The sequence below is a fragment of the Xenophilus arseniciresistens genome (assembly GCF_028023875.1).
GTDB lineage: Bacteria > Pseudomonadota > Gammaproteobacteria > Burkholderiales > Burkholderiaceae_C > Xenophilus > Xenophilus arseniciresistens.
The window spans coordinates 432,531-449,894 of sequence record NZ_JAQIPB010000002.1 but is presented as its reverse complement, the minus strand read 5'-3'; the positions used below and the strand labels follow the sequence as shown (position 1 = coordinate 449,894).

19 protein-coding genes are annotated in these 17,364 nt (G+C 68.0%); 11 read left to right on the top strand and 8 right to left on the bottom strand.

The window, feature by feature from the left end; genetic code table 11:
- The first annotated feature begins 25 nt into the window (after nt 1-25).
- The 4 genes from PGB34_RS06700 to PGB34_RS06685 all read left to right on the top strand — a co-directional run bounded on the left by PGB34_RS06700 (nt 26) and on the right by PGB34_RS06685 (nt 3,958).
- Nucleotides 26-763 carry an enoyl-CoA hydratase/isomerase family protein gene (locus PGB34_RS06700; protein WP_271427288.1) on the top strand — a complete coding sequence of 246 codons (738 nt, stop codon included), beginning with the start codon at nt 26-28 and terminating at the stop codon, nt 761-763.
- Nucleotides 764-836: 73 nt separating this feature from the next.
- A complete protein-coding gene (locus PGB34_RS06695) occupies nt 837-1,820 on the top strand; it encodes a Bug family tripartite tricarboxylate transporter substrate binding protein (RefSeq protein ID WP_271427287.1) in 984 nt (327 codons plus the stop codon).
- Nucleotides 1,821-1,872: 52 nt separating this feature from the next.
- Nucleotides 1,873-2,853, top strand: coding sequence for a Bug family tripartite tricarboxylate transporter substrate binding protein (locus PGB34_RS06690; protein ID WP_271427286.1), 981 nt, complete (start codon nt 1,873-1,875; stop codon nt 2,851-2,853).
- 61 nt (nt 2,854-2,914) lie between these two features.
- On the top strand, nt 2,915-3,958 hold the full coding sequence (locus PGB34_RS06685) for a YeiH family protein (protein WP_271427285.1): 1,044 nt from the start codon (nt 2,915-2,917) through the stop codon (nt 3,956-3,958).
- A gap of 54 nt (nt 3,959-4,012) precedes the next feature.
- Here PGB34_RS06685 and PGB34_RS06680 read toward each other — a convergent pair whose 3' ends face one another.
- On the bottom strand, nt 4,013-4,663 hold the full coding sequence (locus PGB34_RS06680) for a GntR family transcriptional regulator (protein ID WP_271427284.1): 651 nt from the start codon (nt 4,661-4,663) through the stop codon (nt 4,013-4,015).
- Between the two features lie 131 nt (nt 4,664-4,794).
- Between PGB34_RS06680 and PGB34_RS06675 the strand changes: the two genes are divergently transcribed.
- Genes PGB34_RS06675 through PGB34_RS06650 form a run of 6 tightly spaced genes read left to right on the top strand, consistent with a single transcriptional unit; the run spans nt 4,795 to nt 10,318 of the window.
- Nucleotides 4,795-5,340 (top strand): TRAP transporter small permease, encoded by a 546-nt coding sequence (locus PGB34_RS06675; protein WP_271427283.1) that lies wholly within the window; start codon nt 4,795-4,797, stop codon nt 5,338-5,340.
- A gap of 16 nt (nt 5,341-5,356) precedes the next feature.
- On the top strand, nt 5,357-6,646 hold the full coding sequence (locus PGB34_RS06670; RefSeq protein WP_271427282.1) for a TRAP transporter large permease: 1,290 nt from the start codon (nt 5,357-5,359) through the stop codon (nt 6,644-6,646).
- 41 nt (nt 6,647-6,687) lie between these two features.
- Entirely contained in the window at nt 6,688-7,716 is a 1,029-nt protein-coding gene (locus tag PGB34_RS06665) for a TRAP transporter substrate-binding protein (protein WP_271427281.1), read from the top strand.
- Nucleotides 7,716-8,684 carry a C-terminal binding protein gene (locus PGB34_RS06660; protein ID WP_271427677.1) on the top strand — a complete coding sequence of 323 codons (969 nt, stop codon included), beginning with the start codon at nt 7,716-7,718 and terminating at the stop codon, nt 8,682-8,684. Before PGB34_RS06665 ends, PGB34_RS06660 begins: the two co-directional genes overlap by 1 nt.
- A gap of 39 nt (nt 8,685-8,723) precedes the next feature.
- Entirely contained in the window at nt 8,724-9,371 is a 648-nt protein-coding gene (locus PGB34_RS06655; RefSeq protein ID WP_271427280.1) for an RraA family protein, read from the top strand.
- A 26-nt stretch (nt 9,372-9,397) separates the two neighbouring features.
- Complete coding sequence (locus PGB34_RS06650) at nt 9,398-10,318, top strand: sugar kinase (protein WP_271427279.1); 921 nt, start codon at nt 9,398-9,400, stop codon at nt 10,316-10,318.
- Nucleotides 10,319-10,614: 296 nt separating this feature from the next.
- Here the strand turns inward: PGB34_RS06650 and PGB34_RS06640 are convergent, their stop codons facing one another.
- The 7 genes from PGB34_RS06640 to PGB34_RS06610 all read right to left on the bottom strand — a co-directional run bounded on the left by PGB34_RS06640 (nt 10,615) and on the right by PGB34_RS06610 (nt 17,045).
- On the bottom strand, nt 10,615-11,568 hold the full coding sequence (locus tag PGB34_RS06640) for a 2-hydroxyacid dehydrogenase (protein WP_271427278.1): 954 nt from the start codon (nt 11,566-11,568) through the stop codon (nt 10,615-10,617).
- Nucleotides 11,569-11,572: 4 nt separating this feature from the next.
- Nucleotides 11,573-12,559 carry a tripartite tricarboxylate transporter substrate binding protein gene (locus PGB34_RS06635; protein WP_271427277.1) on the bottom strand — a complete coding sequence of 329 codons (987 nt, stop codon included), beginning with the start codon at nt 12,557-12,559 and terminating at the stop codon, nt 11,573-11,575.
- Nucleotides 12,560-12,622: 63 nt separating this feature from the next.
- A complete protein-coding gene (locus PGB34_RS06630; protein WP_271427276.1) occupies nt 12,623-13,204 on the bottom strand; it encodes an amino acid synthesis family protein in 582 nt (193 codons plus the stop codon).
- A gap of 59 nt (nt 13,205-13,263) precedes the next feature.
- The gene (locus PGB34_RS06625) at nt 13,264-14,214 is read right to left on the bottom strand and encodes a Bug family tripartite tricarboxylate transporter substrate binding protein (RefSeq protein ID WP_271427275.1); all 951 of its coding nucleotides are present in this window, start codon (nt 14,212-14,214) and stop codon (nt 13,264-13,266) included.
- A 55-nt stretch (nt 14,215-14,269) separates the two neighbouring features.
- Entirely contained in the window at nt 14,270-15,214 is a 945-nt protein-coding gene (locus tag PGB34_RS06620; RefSeq protein ID WP_271427274.1) for an NAD(P)-dependent oxidoreductase, read from the bottom strand.
- 91 nt (nt 15,215-15,305) lie between these two features.
- The gene (locus tag PGB34_RS06615; RefSeq protein ID WP_271427273.1) at nt 15,306-16,013 is read right to left on the bottom strand and encodes an RraA family protein; all 708 of its coding nucleotides are present in this window, start codon (nt 16,011-16,013) and stop codon (nt 15,306-15,308) included.
- Nucleotides 16,014-16,133: 120 nt separating this feature from the next.
- Nucleotides 16,134-17,045 (bottom strand): LysR family transcriptional regulator, encoded by a 912-nt coding sequence (locus PGB34_RS06610; RefSeq protein ID WP_271427272.1) that lies wholly within the window; start codon nt 17,043-17,045, stop codon nt 16,134-16,136.
- Between the two features lie 109 nt (nt 17,046-17,154).
- Between PGB34_RS06610 and PGB34_RS06605 the strand changes: the two genes are divergently transcribed.
- The gene (locus PGB34_RS06605; RefSeq protein WP_271427271.1) at nt 17,155-17,361 is read left to right on the top strand and encodes a hypothetical protein; all 207 of its coding nucleotides are present in this window, start codon (nt 17,155-17,157) and stop codon (nt 17,359-17,361) included.
- Nucleotides 17,362-17,364: the final 3 nt, after the last annotated feature.

Below are 17,364 nucleotides of genomic sequence, written 5' to 3'. Positions count from 1 at the left end.
TTTCCCAGAACGTCATAGGAGACATATGTCGCAGATCACGATTGAGCACCACGGCAAGGTCACGCTGTTCACGATCAACCGCCCCGCGCGCAAGAACGCCATTTGCAAGGAGACCGCGCTGGAGCTGCAGGCAGGTTTCGCCGCGTTCGATGCGTCCGCGCAGCGTGTGGCGGTCATCACCGGCGCGGGAGACGACGCTTTCTCTTCGGGCGCCGACGTGAGCAACCTGCCCGAACTCTGGCGCTGCATTCCCGGCTCGGGCTTCACCACCGACAAGCCCATCGTCGCGGCCACTGCCGGCTGGGTGGTCGGCGGCGCGATGGTGCTGACGATGATGTGCGACCTCATCGTGGCGGCCGAGAACACCAAGTTCTCGTACCCGGAGGCCCGGCTGGGCTTCACCGGCGGAATGATCGCCGGGCTCGCGGCCCGCATCCCGCACAAGGCCGCCATGGACCTCATGCTGCTGGGCCGGCCCATGGCCGCGCAGCGGGCCTATGACATCGGCCTGGTGAGCGATCTGGTGCCCACCGGCCAGCAGCTCGAGGTGGCGATGCAGCAAGCCCAGGCCCTCGCCGATTCGGCGCCGCTGGTGCTCACCACCATCAAGCGCTTCGTCAACCAGCATGTGCTGCCCAAGAGCCCGGCCGAAGCCATGTCGGAAACCCTGCGCCAGCTCAACGAAGTGCGCGAGAGCGAGGACATCAAGGAGGGCATGGCCGCCTTCCGGGAGAAGCGCGCGCCGAACTACACGGGGCGCTGATCGCGTCGCGGCCCGCGCCCCAATGCCCAAGAGCAGGGCAGGGCGAAGCAGCATTCCTGAAGGAGACATGTCGATGACTGAAGTGGTGCAACGTTCGAGGTTGCTGGCGCCGCTTGCGGTGCTGCTGCCCGCATGGGCGGTCTCGCCCGGCGCATGGGGCCAGGAGGCATGGCCGACCCGGCCCGTGCGCATGGTGGTGCCGTTCCCGCCAGGCGGCTCGTCCGACATTCTGGGGCGGCTGGTGGCAGACCGGCTGGGCCGTGCGCTCGAGGCCAGCTTCGTGGTCGAGAACAAGGCGGGCGCCACCACGCAGATCGGCACCGAGCATGTGGCCGCGGCGCCGCCCGACGGCTACACGCTGCTGCTGGGCGCCGCATCGAGCTTCACCGTCCTGCCCAACCTGCGCAAGCTGGGCTACAGCCTGGACAGCTTCGAAGCCATCGGCGGTGTGGCCGACTACGTGGCCGTCATGGCGGTTCGCAAGTCGCTGCCCGTGACCAGCGTGCGCGAGTTCATCGACCACGCGAAGAAGAACCCGGGCAAGCTCTCGTTCGGATCGGCGGGGGAGGCGTCGGCAGGCCATGTCTATGGCGCGACGCTGGCGCGCGATGCCGGCATCGAGCTGCTGCACGTGCCGTTCCGCGGCTCGGCCGATGCGGCCAATGCGCTGGTGGCCGGGGAGGTCGATTTCGTCATCGATGGCGCGATCACGCCCATGGTGAAGGCCGAGCGGGTCCGCCCCCTGGCCACCTTCTACCAGGCGCGGCACCCCGAGCTGCCGCAGGTGCCCACGCTGGCCGAAGAAGGCTTGCGCATCGAGAGCTCCAGGGGGTCGGGCTGGGGCGTGCTGGCGCCCAAGGGAACGCCTGCCCCCGTCGTCGCCAAGCTCTCCGGCGCGCTGCGCAGCGTGCTCACGCAAAAGGAAGTGCAGGACGCGCTCGTGCGGGCCAATTCCATTGCTGCCTGGCAGCCGCCCCAGGCCTTTCGCACCGCGCTGGCGGCCGACGAAAGGATGTACGCCCAGCTTCTGCCCGCCATCGGGGTGCGCAGGAACTGAACGGTGCCCTCACGCCCGCCCCATCCCCCAAGACCCTCTCAAGGAGTACGCCGTGAAACCCAATCGCCGCAGCTTCTGTGGCAGTGCCGCCGCAGCCATGGCGCTGCCCTTCGTCGTGGGCCAGTCATGGGCCCAGTCCGCCAGCCCATGGCCGAACAAGGCACTTCGCTTCATCAGTCCGTATCCGCCGGGTGGCTTGTCGGACCAGATCGCGCGCTTCATCGCCGACGGCGTTTCGAGGGAGCTGGGGCAGCCCGTGATCGTGGACAACAAGCCGGGCGCCGGCGCCACCCTGGGCACCGAGCTGGCCGCGCGCGCCACGCCCGATGGCTACACCTTCCTCGTGGCGCCCACGGCCGCCGTGGCCGTCGCGCCGTGGATCCGCAAACTGAAATTCACGGCCGACGACTTCGTGCCCGTCGCCAAGCTCGCCTCCAGCTACGGGCTGATCACCACCTTCAAGGACGCGCCCTGGGCGCACTACGGCGATTTCATCAAGGCGGCCAAGGCCGCCCCCGGCAAGTACACCTTCGCCTCCAACGGCGTGGGATCCATCGTGCACCTGACCGGCGTGCTGCTGCACAAGCAGGCCGGCATCGACGTGGTCCATGTGCCCTACAAAGGCTCCATGGAGTCCATGAACGACCTGGTGGGCGGCCGGGTGGACGTGATGTACGACCCGGTCACCATGCCACGCGTGAAGGACGGCGTGCTCAAGGGCCTGGCCTCCACCACGCGCGCGCGCAACCCGGAGCTTGCGGACGTGCCGACGCTCAAGGAGCTGGGCTTCGACCTCGACACGCGCAGCTGGTTCGCCCTGTTCGCGCCCAAGGGCACCCCGGCCGAGATCGTCGCGCGGATGAGCGATGCAGCGCACAGGACCATGACCGCGCCTGCAGCCAGACAGCAACTGCTGCTGTCTGCGCTGTATCCCGACTTCGAGGCCCACGAGGCTTTCGGCCGGCGGGTGCGCGATGACAGCATGTTCTTCAAGGAGCTGATCCAGAAAGAGAAGATCCAGGTGGACGGGTGAGCCGCTTTGAAGAACGCAGGGCGCGCAGCGGGCCCGCTGCGCGCTTGAGGCCCGCTTGACCATGGAACGACTCCGGGCCCAGATGCCCCTGCTGGCGGTGGCTGCGGCCCGCGTGTCGCAGCTGTGGCCGGGCTTTGGCCTGTCGGCGCTGCTTGCCATGGCGGCCACCTTCGTCGCCACGCTGCACGGCGGTCCCCAACTGCTCTATGCCCTGTTCTTCGGCATGGCCCTGCATCACCTGCATGCCGATGCGCGCAGCCGGCCGGGGATCGAGTTCTGCGCCCGCACCGTGCTGCGCCTGGGGGTGGGCCTGCTGGGCGCGCGCATCACGGCTGCGCAGATCGCCGCCCTGGGCTGGAGCACGGCGATGGTGGTGGTGGCCGGCGTGGTCACGACCTTGCTGCTGGCGCAGTGGCTCGGGCGGCGGCTGGGCCTCACGCGGGCAGAGGCCACGCTGTCGGGCGGCGCCGTCGCCATCTGCGGGGCCTCGGCCGCGCTGGCGCTGTCGGCCGTGCTGCCGCGCGACCGCAACAGCGACCGCTTCACCCTGATGGTGGTGGTGACGGTCACGCTGCTGTCGACGGCGGCCATGGTGCTGTACCCGGTGGTGGCGCGCCTGCTGCACCTGCCGCCGGCGCTGGCGGGCCTGTTCCTGGGCGGCACCATCCATGACGTGGCCCAGGTGGTCGGCGCCGGCTACATGCTGGACCACGCGACCGGCGACATTGCCACCCTGGTCAAGCTGCTGCGTGTGGCGCTGCTGACGGTGGTGGTCGTGGTGGTGTCGGCGGCGTTCCGGCAGGCTCGCGCGCGCAGCATGCCGGGCGATGCGGCCAACCACACTCCGGGCCTCGGCCTGGTGCCCTGGTTCCTCTGGATGTTCGTCGTGCTGGTGGCGACCAACTCCGCAGGCCTGATCACCGCCGCGATCCAGGAGGCCGCCAACCAGCTCTCGCGCGGCTGCCTGGTCGTGGCCATTGCGGCACTGGGCCTGAAGACCTCCTTCGCACAGCTGGCGCAGGCCGGCTGGCGGCCCATGCTGCTGATCCTGGCCGAGACGCTCTGGCTGGCCGGGCTGGTGCTTGGGTGCGTGCTGCTGCTGTGAGCCGGGGCGTTGCCGGCTGCCGCCCGTGCGGGTCGGGCCGCCCCATGTCCAGAGCTATGCGCCCGAGCACGCCGCGCTGTACCGCGCCTCGTTCTCGAGCACGTGCTCGTGCAACTGGCGTGCAGCCGCCTCGATGTCGCCCTTTTCGAGCAGGTCAATCAGGATCTGGTGGCTGTCGACCATGTTGCTGATCGGCGAGCGGTGTCGCAATGCGATGAGCTGGTAGCGGATGAGCTCGTACGCTGCACGCAAGTAAGGGTTGGTGCAGCAGGCCAGGAACTCGTAGTGGAAGTTCATGTCGATGCGCGACAGCTTGCTGGTGTCGCCGGCCTTCTCCTGAACCACCATCTCGGCCACATGCGCCGACAGGCGCGAGATCAGCTCGCGCGGCTGCACGGCAGCGGCTTCGCGCAGGGCCTGCGTTTCGATCATGGCCCGGTAGCGGCAGAGCTGCCCGACCTGCTCGGGCGTCAGCTTGAACACGAAGGTGCCCTTCTGGGGAACGATCTCCACCAGGCCCTCCATCTTCAGTCGCACCAGCGCCTCTCGAACGGGCGTCTTGCTGATGCCCATGCGCTGCGCAAGCTGCGCCTCGGACACCTGTTCGCCCAGCTTCAGATCGCCGGCCACGATCCCCTCGCGCAGGCGGTCGTAGGCGATGTCGGTCAGCAGTTGAGGGCGCTCGACGAGCAGTGGCGCGTTCATGGGTGTCTCTTTCGAAGATGGTTCGAGCTCGCGCAGTTTAAGGGTTTCCTAGCATGCTCTATCTGAGATATTAGATACGATACATCGAAGATAAGCAGCCCCAAGGGCTGGCAAGAAGGAGACAAAGACAGATGACTACGGCGAATCCGGCGACCGAGGCCGCAACGCGACCGGCCACCTCCTGGGAGAACTGGCTGATGACCGCCAATCGCTGGGTGCTGATCGGCCTGGTGGGCGTGATGGCGGCGCTGGTCATCGTCAATGTGATTTCCCGCTACGCCTTCGGCTACTCCTTCACGTGGGTGGAAGAAGTGACCCGCTACATGATGATCTGGACAGCCTTCCTGGGCGCCGGACTCGCGCTGCGCGTGGGCGGGCACATTGCCATCGACACCCTGTCGCAGAGCCTGCGGCCTGCGGGCGCGCGCATGGTGCGCGGGCTGGTCGTCGCCGTCCTTGCCGTCACCCTGCTGATCGTGATCTGGCTGGGCATCGAATACGCGCAGTTCGGCTGGGAGCAGGAAACGCCCGTGCTCGGCTGGTCTTTCGGCAAGGTTTACCTGGCCATCCCGATCGGTGCGGCGCTGATGCTCTTGCACCTGACGCTCATCGCGCGGCGCTGGATCGCCACGGGTGAATGGGAAAAGGTCGAGGGCTTCGACCCTCAGGCCCTGTGAAGCGGAGCAGGCAGACATGAGCGCCGTACTCTCGATCAGCTTCATCGGCCTGATGGCCCTGGGTGTCCCCATTGCCTTCGCCATGCTCATAGCGGGTCTCGCCGCGCTGGCGATGAAGCCGGGCCTGTCGGGCCTGATCGTCACGCAGAACCTGTTCAGCGGGCTCGACAGCTTTCCGCTGCTGGCCATTCCCTTCTTCATCCTGGCGGCCGAGCTGATGTCTGGCGGCGCGCTCACCGACGTGCTGCTGCAGTTCGCGGCGCGCCTCGTGGGCCGGCGGCGCGGGGGCCTGGGCCACGCAAACATCCTCACGCTGACCTTCTTCTCGGGCATCAGCGGCTCGGCGCTGGCCGACGCGGCAGGGCCGGGCGCGATGCTGATCAAGATGATGAAGAAAGCGGGCTACAGCGACGCATATGCAGCGGCGCTCACCGCCTCCACCGCCATCGTCGGGCCGATCATTCCGCCGTCGATCATCATGATCGTGTACGCGCTGACGGACAACAGCGTGACCATGACCGGCCTTTTCCTTGCCGGTGTGATGCCGGGCGTGCTCATCGCGCTCTCGCTGGCCATCGTCAACCACCTCGTGAGCGTCAGGCGCGACTACCGCAGTTCCGCAGCGCTGCTGGATCCGACGCCCATCTTCAGGCTCTTCGTGCGCGCAGTGCCCGCGCTGGTGCTGCCCTTCATCATCCTGGGCGGCATCCATTTCGGCGTCTTCACGCCGACCGAGGCGTCCGCCGCCGCGGTGCTGTATGCGCTGCTGGTCGGGCGCTTCGTATACGGCACGCTGCGCATGAACATGCTGCCGGCCATTCTGTTCCGCACGGCGCTGATGACGGCGTCCATCCTCTTCATCGTGGCCACCTCGGCGGTGTTCGCCTGGGTGCTCACGGTCGGCCAGATACCGCAGACCGTGGCCGCATGGATCGCAGGCCTGCATCTGTCTCAGGTGGCGCTGCTGGTGGCCATCAACGTTCTGCTTCTGCTCGTGGGCATCTTCATCGAGCCGCTGCCCGGCGTGATGATCATGGTGCCCATCCTGGCGCCGCTGGCCGATGCCGCCGGGCTGAACCCCCTGCATTTCGCGATCGTCGTCATCGTCAATCTGACGCTGGGAATGATCACGCCGCCGGTCGGGGGGCTGCTGTTCGTGACATCCATCGTTTCGGGCGTGCCCATGGGACCGATGGTTCGCGAGGCCAGGCCCATGCTGATCGCGCTGCTCATCGTCCTGGCGCTGCTCACCTTCGTTCCAGCACTGTCGACCTGGCTGCCAGGCCTGCTGGGCTACGCGCACTGAGCCTGTCTTTCTTCCCACAACCCCAACTGGAGACACAACGCATGAATGCGAACAAGCGCCGCACCCTGGCCGCCACAGCCGCGGCTCTGGCCACCACCCTGGCCATGGGCGTGCTGCCGGCGCACGCCCAGCAGCAAGCCAAGGTGCTGAAGTACGCGCACTTTCAACCTGCCAAGAACGACCAGCCCAAGCACGTGGCGGCCGTGGCGTTCAAGGAGCACGTGGAGAAGGCCACCAACGGTTCCATCAAGGTGGAACTCTATCCGGCCGGCCAGCTGGGTACCGCGCAGCAGATGATGGAAGGGCTGCGCCTGGGCAGCGTTGAGCTGGCGGTGGTCCATGACGGCGGCATCCCGGGGGTCTACAAGACCTTCAACATCTTCGGCCTGCCCTACATCTTCAACGACCACGCGCATGCCTACGCCGTGCTCGACGGCCAGTTCGGCAAGGACCTGGCCGAAGACATGCGCAAGAAGACCGGCATCCGCCTGATGGGCTACGCGGACAACGGCATCCGCCACTTCACCAACAACAAGCGTCCCATCAAGACGCCCGAGGACATGAAGGGCCTGAAGATGCGCGTGCAGCCCAGCCCGGTGTTCATCGAGCTGGTCAAGGCGCTGGGCGGCAGCCCCACCGCGATCGATTGGGGCGAGCTGCCGGCAGCCCTTGCGCAGGGCACGGCCGACGGTCAGGAAAACGGCGTGACCAACATCCTGGCCGCCAGCCTCTACCAGAGCCAGAAGCACGTGACGCTGGACGGTCATGTCTACAGCCTGCATGCCTACCTGGTGAGCGACCGCTTCTACAACGGTCTTTCGCCCGCCGAGAAAAAAGCCGTGGATGAAGGCGTGCAGATCGCCAAGAAGATCCACCGCGACATGACGCGTGAGCAGGACCTGTCGGCCAAGAAGGTGCTGTCTGAAAAGGGCATGCAGGTGACCGAACTGACCGCTGCCGAGATCGACGTGTTCCGCAAGGCTGCGCAGCCTGCGGTGCGCAAGTACCTGGAAGCTGACGTCAGCAAGGAATGGACGGAGCGCCTGCTCAAGGCTGCGGCCGGCAAGTGATGGCGCAGCTTCTGTCGCCCGTGCGCGTGGTGGCCCTGGATGATGGCTATGCCGAGTACGACCAGGAGACATCGCTCCTGGCGGCCGCCGGGGCCTCGTTCGAAGTGCGGCCCGTTCGCGCCGATGTGGATTGCGCCGTGGAGCACGTGCGCGGCGCCCATGTGGTGCTGGTGCGTGAGTCGCCGCTGCCGCGCCGCGTGATCGAGGCGATGGACTGCTGCAGGGGCATCGTCCGCTACGGCATCGGCGTGGACAACATCGACATGGAAGCCGCGCGCGAGAGGCGCATCGCAGTGGCCAACGTGCCTGACTACGGCACCGACGAGGTCAGCACGCAGGCGCTTGCGCTGGCCCTGTCGGTGGTGCGCCGCCTGCGGCTGCACGATGCGCAGGTACGGGCAGGCCGCTGGTCCACGGGCGTGCTGCAGCCGATGTACCGCTTGCGCGGACGCACTCTGGGGCTCATCGGCTTCGGGCGCATTGCGCGCATGACGCTGGAGAAGTTCAACGGCTTCGGTTTCGGTCGCGTGCTGGTGAGCGATCCGCACGCGAAGGCTTCGGCAGGCATCGAGCTGGCCACCGTGGACGAGATCTGCGCGCAGGCCGACATGATCTCGCTGCACGCGCCCCTGAACGCCCACACGCGCCATCTGATCGACGAGCGCCGCATCAGCCTGATGCGGCCCACCGCCATCGTGGTGAACACAGCGCGTGGCGGGCTGGTCGACCTGGATGCGCTCCACCGCGCATTGGCGGCGCGCCGCATCCTGGGCGCAGGCCTCGATGTGTTCGAGAAAGAACCGCCCGATCCGCAGCACCCCATCTTCACGCTCGACAACGTCGCCGTCAGCAACCACATCGGCTGGTACAGCGAGGAGGCGATGCGCGACCTTCAGCGGATGGCCGCAGAGGAAGCCGTGCGGATCCTGCGCGGCGACAAGCCGCTGCACTGGCTCAACCCCTGGTGATCAACAGGCAACCCCAACGCTCTTAGGAGGAGCACTCAAATGCAAGAACTGATCGACGGCTTTGAAGCCGTTGCCGTGGCTTCCGTGGCTGACGCGGTCGACAAGATCTGTGGCCGCCGCGGCTACATGGATGCCAGCATCAAGCCGCGCATCAACGACAAGCGCGTGATCGGCCCCGCCGCCACGGTGCTCGAAGCCGCCACCGACGAGTTCGTGCCGCCGCAGCATGCGCTGGATCTGATCGACGAAGCGCCACGCGGCAGCGTGATCGTCATTTCCATCGCCGGCGGCGAGCCCGACGTTGCCGTGTGGGGCGGTCTGATGACCGCCGGCGCGGTGGCCAACGAGCATGCCGGCGCGATTCTGGATGGCGGTGTGCGCGACCTGGGCGAGATCCGGCGCGACTACGGCTTCCAGGTGTATGCGCGCGACGTGAGCCCCGGCACCACGCTGGGCCGCTTCAAGACCGTCGCCTCGCAGGTGCCGGTGGAGGTGGGCGGCGTGGTGGTGCACCCGGGCGACATCATCGTGGCCGACATCGACGGCGTGGTGGTCGTGCCGCACGAGAAGGCCGCCGAAGTGCTCGCCATGGCGCAGGAAATCGACGAGCGCGAACTGGAGCAGGCCAGGCTCATCATTGCCGAGCGCTCGCTGCGCAAGGGGCTGGCCAAGTACGGCCGCATCTGAAGCCCGGTGAACAAGGAACGAGCGGCATGAGCGTCGACATCCTCGCCCTTGGCGAGCCGATGGTGGAGTTCAACCAGACCAGCGAAGGCGGCGGCAGCCTGTACCTGCAGGGCTTTGGCGGCGACACCAGCAACGCAGCGATTGCGGCGGCGCGCCAGGGTGCGCGTGTGGGCTATCTGTCTGCGGTCGGCGACGACGTGTACGGACGCATGCTGCGCGAGCTGTGGTCCCGGGAAGGTGTGGCGCATGACGGCGTGCGTACCGACGCCCAGGCCTTCACGGCGGTCTACTTCGTCAGCCACGATGACAAGGGCCACCACTTCAGCTTCTTCCGAAAGGGCTCGGCGGCGAGCCGGATGCTGCCGCAGGACTTGCCGGCGCAGTCGATAGCCAGCGCCAAGGTGCTGCACCTCTCGGGCATTTCAGCCGCCATTTCCGAGAATGCCTGCGACACCTGCTTCGCCGCCGTCGCCATGGCGAAAAAGCAGGGTGTCAAGGTCGCCTTCGACACCAACCTGCGGCTCAAGCTGTGGCCGCTGGCCCGGGCCCGCGCTGTCATGTGCGAGCTGATCCGGCAGAGCGACATCTGTCTGCCCAGCTACGAGGACATCAGCGCGATCAGCGGGCTGACCGACGCTGACGCGCTGGCCGACTTCTGCCTGGAACTCGGCGCCGGGACCGTGGCGCTGAAACTGGGCGACAAGGGCGCGCTGGTCGTCGACGGCAAGGATCGATTTCGCGTGGCGCCGCATCCGTGCACGCCGGTGGACGCGACCGGCGCGGGCGATACCTTTGCCGGATCGCTGTTGGCACGCATCGTGGCAGGGGACAGCCTGCGCGAAGCGGCGCGCTATGCCTCGGTGGCGGCGGCGCTTTCCACCGAAGGCTATGGCGCCGTGGCACCCATCCCGCGGGCCGAACGGGTGCGTGCTGCGCTGCACACCTGAAGCAGCCTGGCCATGCCCCATCCGCGGCCTGATCAGCGCGCGCGCTCGGCTGCGAAGTCGGCGCGCTCCACCAGCCACGAGACCGCCACGCCCGCCACGAGGCCCCAGAACGCGGCGCCGATGTTCCAGAGGCCTGCGTCGGACACGGTGACGAGAAAGGCGACCAGTGCGCCCAGCGCGAAGCAAGTTCCTCAGCAGCGCCGACGGCGCCCAGGCGCTGGCGCGCAGCCCGCTGTTCCGCAGCATCTGAGGGACGGCGCAGCCACCCACAGCCTCGCAGGCTTCGGCCGCGGCGTTCAGCCCACCGGCGTCGCCAGCGGCCTGCCTTCGAAATGCAGCTGCGCGTTCTGCAGAAAGCGCAGCACCGAGGCATGGATGGCCTGCCCGGAGATGCCGCCGATGTGCGGCGTGAGCACCGCGTTCTCCAGCGCCAGCAGCGGCGCGGGCGGCGTGGGCTCGCCTTCATACACGTCCAGCGCCGCCGCCCAGATGCGGCGCTCGCGCAGCGCATCGGCCACCGCCTGCGTGTCCACCAGGGTGCCGCGCGCGATGTTGACCAGCACGCCTTCGGGGCCCAGCGCCTCCAGCACCCGGCCATCGACGACGTGGTAGGTCTGGCTGCCACCCGGTGCGGCAATGACCAGGAAGTCGCACCAGCGGGCCAGGCTCAGGATGTCGTCGAACCACTGGAAGCCGCTTTCGTCGCGCCGCGTGCGGCTGTGGTAGCCGATCTCCATGTCGAAGCCCTGCGCGCGCCGGGCAATCTGTTTGCCGATGGCGCCCAGCCCGAAGATGCCCATGCGCCGGCCCGACACATGCGGCGGGCGCGGAATGTCGTCGCGCCACAGGCCCGTGCGCACACCGGCGTTGAGGAAGGGCACGCGCCGGATGGCCGCCAGCAGGATCGCCATCGCATGGTCGGCCACGGCCGCGTCGTTGGTGCCTGCGGCGTTGCACACGGGAATGCCGCGCGCGCGGGCCGCGGCCAGGTCCACGTTCTCATAGCCCACGCCCACGGTGCAGATCAGCTCCAGGCCGGGCAGGGCCGCGATCTCCTCGGCCAGCAGGCCGTTGGTGCCGTTGGTCAGCACCACGCGGATGCGCGGGCCGTGCGCCGCGATCTGCGCCGCGCCGTTGGAGCGGTCCTTGCCCAGGCCTTCGTTGGGCGCATAGATCATCTCGAAGCGCTCGGCCACCAGCGCGCGATGCTCTTCAGACAGGAAGACCAGAACGAGAAGAACAGGTTTCATGGATTCAATCGACACGCGCGCCCGACAACCTGACCAGCTTGCCCCATTTCTCGATTTCCGTGCCCAGCACGGCCTTGAATTCTTCGGGTGAATTGCCGATGGGCGTGCTGCCCTGGTCGGCCAGGGTCTTGCGGAAGGCTGCGTCCTGCGTCACGCGCTGGATCGCGGCTGCGAGCTTGTCCACCACCGGCTTGGGCGTGGCCGCGGGCGCGAGCACGCCATTCCACAGCACGACCTCGAAACCGGGCAGCACCTCGGCGACAGCCGGCAGGTCGGGCAGGCGCGACGAACGCGCGGGCGTGGTCACGCCCAGCGCGCGCAGCCGGCCGCTGTCCACATAGGAAAGCACTTCGACCAGCGGCGAGAACACGGCCTGGATCTGGCCGGCGATCAGGTCGGCGTTGGCAGGGGCGCCGCCCTTGTAGGGCACATGCACCATGTGGCCCTGCACGCGGCTGTTGAACAGCGCGCCCGACAGGTGCTGCGAGGTGCCGTTGCCGGCCGAGCCGAAGTTGATCACCGTCTTCTTCTGGCCCACGTAGTCCACGAACTCCTTGAGCGTCTTGGCCGGCACGTCGTTGTTGACCATCAGCACGTTCGGGATCTGCGCCACCTGCGAGACGGGCACCAGGTCCTTCTGCAGGTCAAAACCCATGCTCTTGTAGAGCGTGACGTTGGTGGCCGCCGTGCTGGTGGTGAACAGCAGCGTGTAGCCGTCGGGCTGCGACTTGGCCACATAGGCGCCGCCGATGTTGCCGCCCGCGCCGGCGCGGTTGTCCACCACCACGGGCTGGCCCAGTTCCTTGCCCAGCTTCTCGGCCAGCAGCCGGGCCGTGGTGTCGGTGCTGCCGCCCGGGGCCAGCGGCACGACCAGCGTGACGGGGCGTTCGGGCCAGTTCGATGCGTGCGCGGCCAGGCCGGCCAGCAGCAGGCCGGCGGCCACCAGGCTGCGGGACAGGCGGCGCGTGAGGCCGGGGATGCGGTGGGTCATGAGGTGTCTCCGTCTTTGTTCTGTGCGGGGAATCGCGCGGCCGCTTTTTCTTGTTCCTCTTCTTCAGCGCTGGCCGTCGCCCACGCTGATCTTGTCGGCGCGCAGGCCGCCCAGCCGCTCATGCACGCGGCTGCCGGTGGACATCACCAGCGCATAGAGCAGCTCGTTGGGCCGCGGGCTGTCGATCGCGCCCACGTCCATGGTGCTGAAGTGGCTGCGCACGTAGCAGGCCTCGATGTGGTGCAGCGGAATCTGCAGGCGGGTGCCGGCCGTGGCCACGACCTTGGCCGCGGGCACGATGGACTTGGCCTGCGGCAGGTTGCCGCGCATGGGCCAGCCGCCGGCTTCGTGCCAGATCGCGCCATGCTCCAGCTCGCCATTGAGGCCGACGATGGCGCCCTTGCCGTAGGCCTGGATCTTGTCGGCCCCGCCCAGGGCCGCCAGCAGCTCGGGCACCAGTTCCTTGGCCATCTCGGTGGCGTCCTTGACCAGGCCCGAGAGGTCTTCCACGTAGCGGCCGGCATAGGGGTTGTCGATGACCACTGCGATGCTGCCCATCCTGATGGGCTGGTCGGGCGGCGGGCCGCCTTCGTGGTAGATCGTTTCGACGTTCAGCAGCTTCTTGCGGATCTTGATCAGGGACATGGAGTCGGGTCCTTGGATGGAGAGGAGGGGTGGAAAGAAAACGGTGGGCGGCGGGGCTGCTACTGCGGCTCCAGCCCCGCGGCCTTGAACACGGCGCCCCACTTGCCGATGTCGGTGTCGATCAGCTTGCCGAAGGCTTCGGCCGAGCCCGGCAGCGGCGTCAGGCCCGCGGTCTCGAAGCGCTTGCGGAGCGTGGCGTCGGCCAGCACTTCGCGCAGCACCGCGTTGACCCGCTGCACCACGGGCGCGGGCAGGCGCGCGGGCCCGGCCATGCCGAACCACACCGTCAGGTCGTAGTCGGGCAGTCCGCCTTCGGCCAGCGAAGGAATGTCGGGCGCCAGCGGCGAGCGCTGCTGGCTGGTCACGCCGATGGCCGTCACGCGGCCGGCCTTGGCCTGCTGCTGGCCGTTGACCAGGTCGGCGATGGTGAAGTCGATGGTGCCGCCGGCCAGGTCGGTCATGGCCTGCGGCACGCCGCGGTAGGCCACGGCCGTGGCGCTGAAGCCGCCCATGCTGACCAGCTGGGCCGCGCACATCTGCGCGCTGCCCGAGCCGTAGCCGTAGGAAAGCCGGTTGGGCTGGGCCCTGGCGTAGGCCAGGAACTCCTGGAGGTTGCGCACCGGAAGGTGCTTGCCCACCACCAGCATGAAGGGCGCTTCGGCCAGGGTGCCGACGGGGGTGAAGTCCTTGCGCGGGTCGTAGGGCAGGGCCTTGAAGGCGCTGACGTTGCTGGCGCCCGTGCTCACGCCGACCATGAACAGGGTGTAGCCATCGGGTGCGGCCTTGACGGCCGACACCGTGCCCACGATGCCGTTGGCGCCGGCCTGGTTGTCGATCACCACCGGCTGGCCCAGCCGCGCCGACATGCCGTCGGACAACGCGCGCGCCACCACATCGGTGATGCTGCCGGGCGGGAAGGGCACCACCAGACGGATGGGCTTGTTGGGATAGGCCGATGCCAGCGAAGGCAGCGCAGGCAGTGCGCAGACCATCGCTGCGCCAGCCAGCATGGAACGTCTTCTGATCATTGTTCTTTCTGTCTCTGGTCTTGTGGTGCTTGAAGGCTCAGGCCGCGGGCTTGGCGCCGAACTGCACGCCCGCCCACTGCTCGATGTGGCGGATCGGGAAGACGTTGTCTTTCGCGCCGTCGCCCTGCGAAATCGCAAAGGCCAGGAACTGCCGCGCGGCCGGGTTCACCTGCATGGGCACGCCCAGCTTCTCGGCTTCGTCCAGGCACATCTTGATGTCCTTGTGCAGCAGCTCGGTGGTGAAGCGCAGCGGGAAGCTGCGGTCCAGCACGCACTGCGGGATGCGCTCCAGCGTCGCGAAGGAACGGCCGCTGGAGACGTTCAGCACGTCGAGCATGGTCTTGGCGTCCAGCCCGGCCTTCACGCCGTAGACCAGGGCCTCGCAGCTGGCGACCATGCTGGTGGCGTACAGCGTGTTGTTGATGATCTTCATGGTCTGGCCCAGCGTCGGGTCTTCGCCCAGGTAGAAGATGTTCTTGCCGATCACGCGCAGCAGCGGCTCCACTTGCGCAAAGGCCGCCTGCGGGCCGGCCGGCATCACGGCCAGCGTGCCCTTCTCGGCCGCCACGGTGCCGCCGCTGACGGGCGCGCCCACCAGTGCGATGCCGTGCGGCGCCAGCAGCTGCTCCACTTCGCGGGTCACGGAAGGGCCGGTGGTCGACAGGTCCACCACGATGCGCGGCTTGCCGCCGCGGGCCACCTGCGCGGCCACCTCCAGCACGATGCGCGGCAGCGGCAGGCACAGCAGCACCACCTCCGCGCGGGCCGCCAGGTCCTCGTTGCTGGTGGCGGCGGTGGCGCCTCTGGCCACCACGCGCGCCAGCGCCTCGGGGTTGGGGTCGTAGGCCAGCAGTTCGTGGTCGGCGGCCAGCAGCCGGTTGGCGAAGTGAACGCCGATATTGCCAAGGCCAATGAGTCCAATCTTCATGAGAGCTGTCTTTTCGTCTGTGCAGGAAAGAAGGCCTGCGCTGCAAGCGGCCACGCAAGGCGCGGGCGATGCAGGGCAGGGGCAATGCTAGAAATTCAAGGCCGCAGCGGCGAATGCCGGATGTGCGGCGGGGTATAGCCTCGTGTTAAGGCTTTGCCAGGGTCTGCCCGGATGGCTGTGCGTATTCGGACTGCGCGCCCAGGCGCTGCAGCAGCGCATCGACCCAGCCTGTGTCCAGCCGGCCGGCTTCGATCTCGGCCAGGGTCACGATTTCCTGCGCATGCTTTTCGCGCGCGGCCTCGCACAGCGCGGGCGCGTCATCGAAGGGCACGCACAGCACGCCGTCGGCGTCGCCCACGATCAGGTCGCCCGCTTCGATGACCATGCCGTCGATGGCGACGGCCACGTTGATCTGGCCCGGGCCGTCCTTGTAGGGGCCGCGATGGGTGATGCCCGCCGCATAGACCGGGAAGGGCGAGGCGCGCAGCGTGTCCGCGTCGCGGATCGCGCCGTTGATCACCACACCCGCAATGCCGCGACTGGCCGCGTAGCCCGTCATCAGCTCGCCCATGATGGCGTTGGTGAGGTCGCCGCCGGCATCGACCACCAGCACGTCGCCGGGCTCGGCCAGGTCCAGCGCCTTGTGCACCAGCAGGTTGTCGCCCGGGCGGGTCTTGACCGTGAAGGCCGGGCCGCACAGCGCGCCTCCGGCATGCATGGGCCGCAGCCGCGGCCCCGCAGCCACGATGCGGGCCATGCAGTCGCTGATGTTGGCCACGGGCAGGCCGCGGAAGCGCTCCACCACATCAGCGGGCACCTGGCGCCTGCGGCGCAGGATCTGGATCGGGGTCATGGCTTGCTGTCTCTTTTCCTGGTCTGGCGGGCGCAGGGGAGCGCGCCGGCATGCGGAAAATCTAAGCCAGGCCGCCCGAATCGGCCCTATACCGGTTATGCGGTGCGGTATAGCCTGAGGTTAAGGGGCGCGCCCCGCGGGCGGCGCGGCGGCGCACATGCCGTGCAGCACCTCGGCGAACTTGTCGGCATGGCTGCGGCCGGTGTCGAAGGCCGAGCGCACGATACTCGGCGTCAGCCGGATCTCGTCGGCCAGCGGCAGCACGCACAGGTCCGACCAGTTCAGCCCCTCGACGGTGAAGGGGTCGACCACCGCGATCCCGGCACCGGCCCGCACCAGCGCGCAGGCCACGTCCGTTTCATGGATGTCCACGCGGGACGACAGGGTCACGCCCGCCTTGCGGAAGGCCGACGCGACCATCTGCCCGAAGGCGATGGACGCGTCGTGCGCGATGAGCGTGTGCTGGGCCAGGTCCGAAATGGCCACCTGCTGCAGCTTCGACAAGGGATGGCCCGCGGGCACCACGCACACCATGCGTCCTTCGGTGAAAGGCGTGACCGTGAGGTTGGGGTGTTCCAGCGGCAGCACTGAGATGGCCAGGTCCACCGCCTTGCTCAGCACTTCCTGCGCCATGTCGTTGAGCAGGGTGGTGTGCACGTTCACGCGGATCTTGCCGTAGCGCTGCTGGAACAGCGTGATGGCGCGCGGCAGGATGCTGCGGCTGAGCGCCGGGCTGCAGGCCAGCTTGAGCGTGCCCGAGGGCCCCTGGGCCAGGCCGCGCGCGAACTCGTCCACGCGCACCGCCTCGCGGTAGAAGGCGTCCACTTCTCGGAACAGCGCCTCGCCTTCGGGCGTGGGCACCAGCTTGCCCTTGACGCGGTTGAAAAGCGCCAGGCCCAGGGTCTTTTCCGTGTGAGAGACGATGCGGCTGACCGCGGGCTGCGAGGTGAAGAGGAGCTTGGCGGCGCCGTTGATCGAACCCGTCAACATCACCGCGCGAAACACCTCCATCTGACGGAGTCTGAACTTCATGGGCAGCAAGTGTGCCAATTTACAACGGGGCGCCGGCACAAAAGCACCGTTGCCGCACCCTGCGCGCGCATTCACGCCGTTGACTTGAGGGCTGGCTACCGTTCGCGCCATGCCCGCAGTCATGGCCGTCACCGCCAGCAAAGTCTCCCCGTCAGGCCGCTATGCCTGGCATATCTTCGAGCGCGAGGAAGACGCGGGCTCGGAAGGCGGCGTGGTGGTCATCTGCGAGTCGCTGGAGACCTTCAGCTCCATGTACAGCGCGCTGCTGTCGGGGCAGAGGGTGCTGCAGTCGATCTGCGAGCAATCACTGGACTGAGCG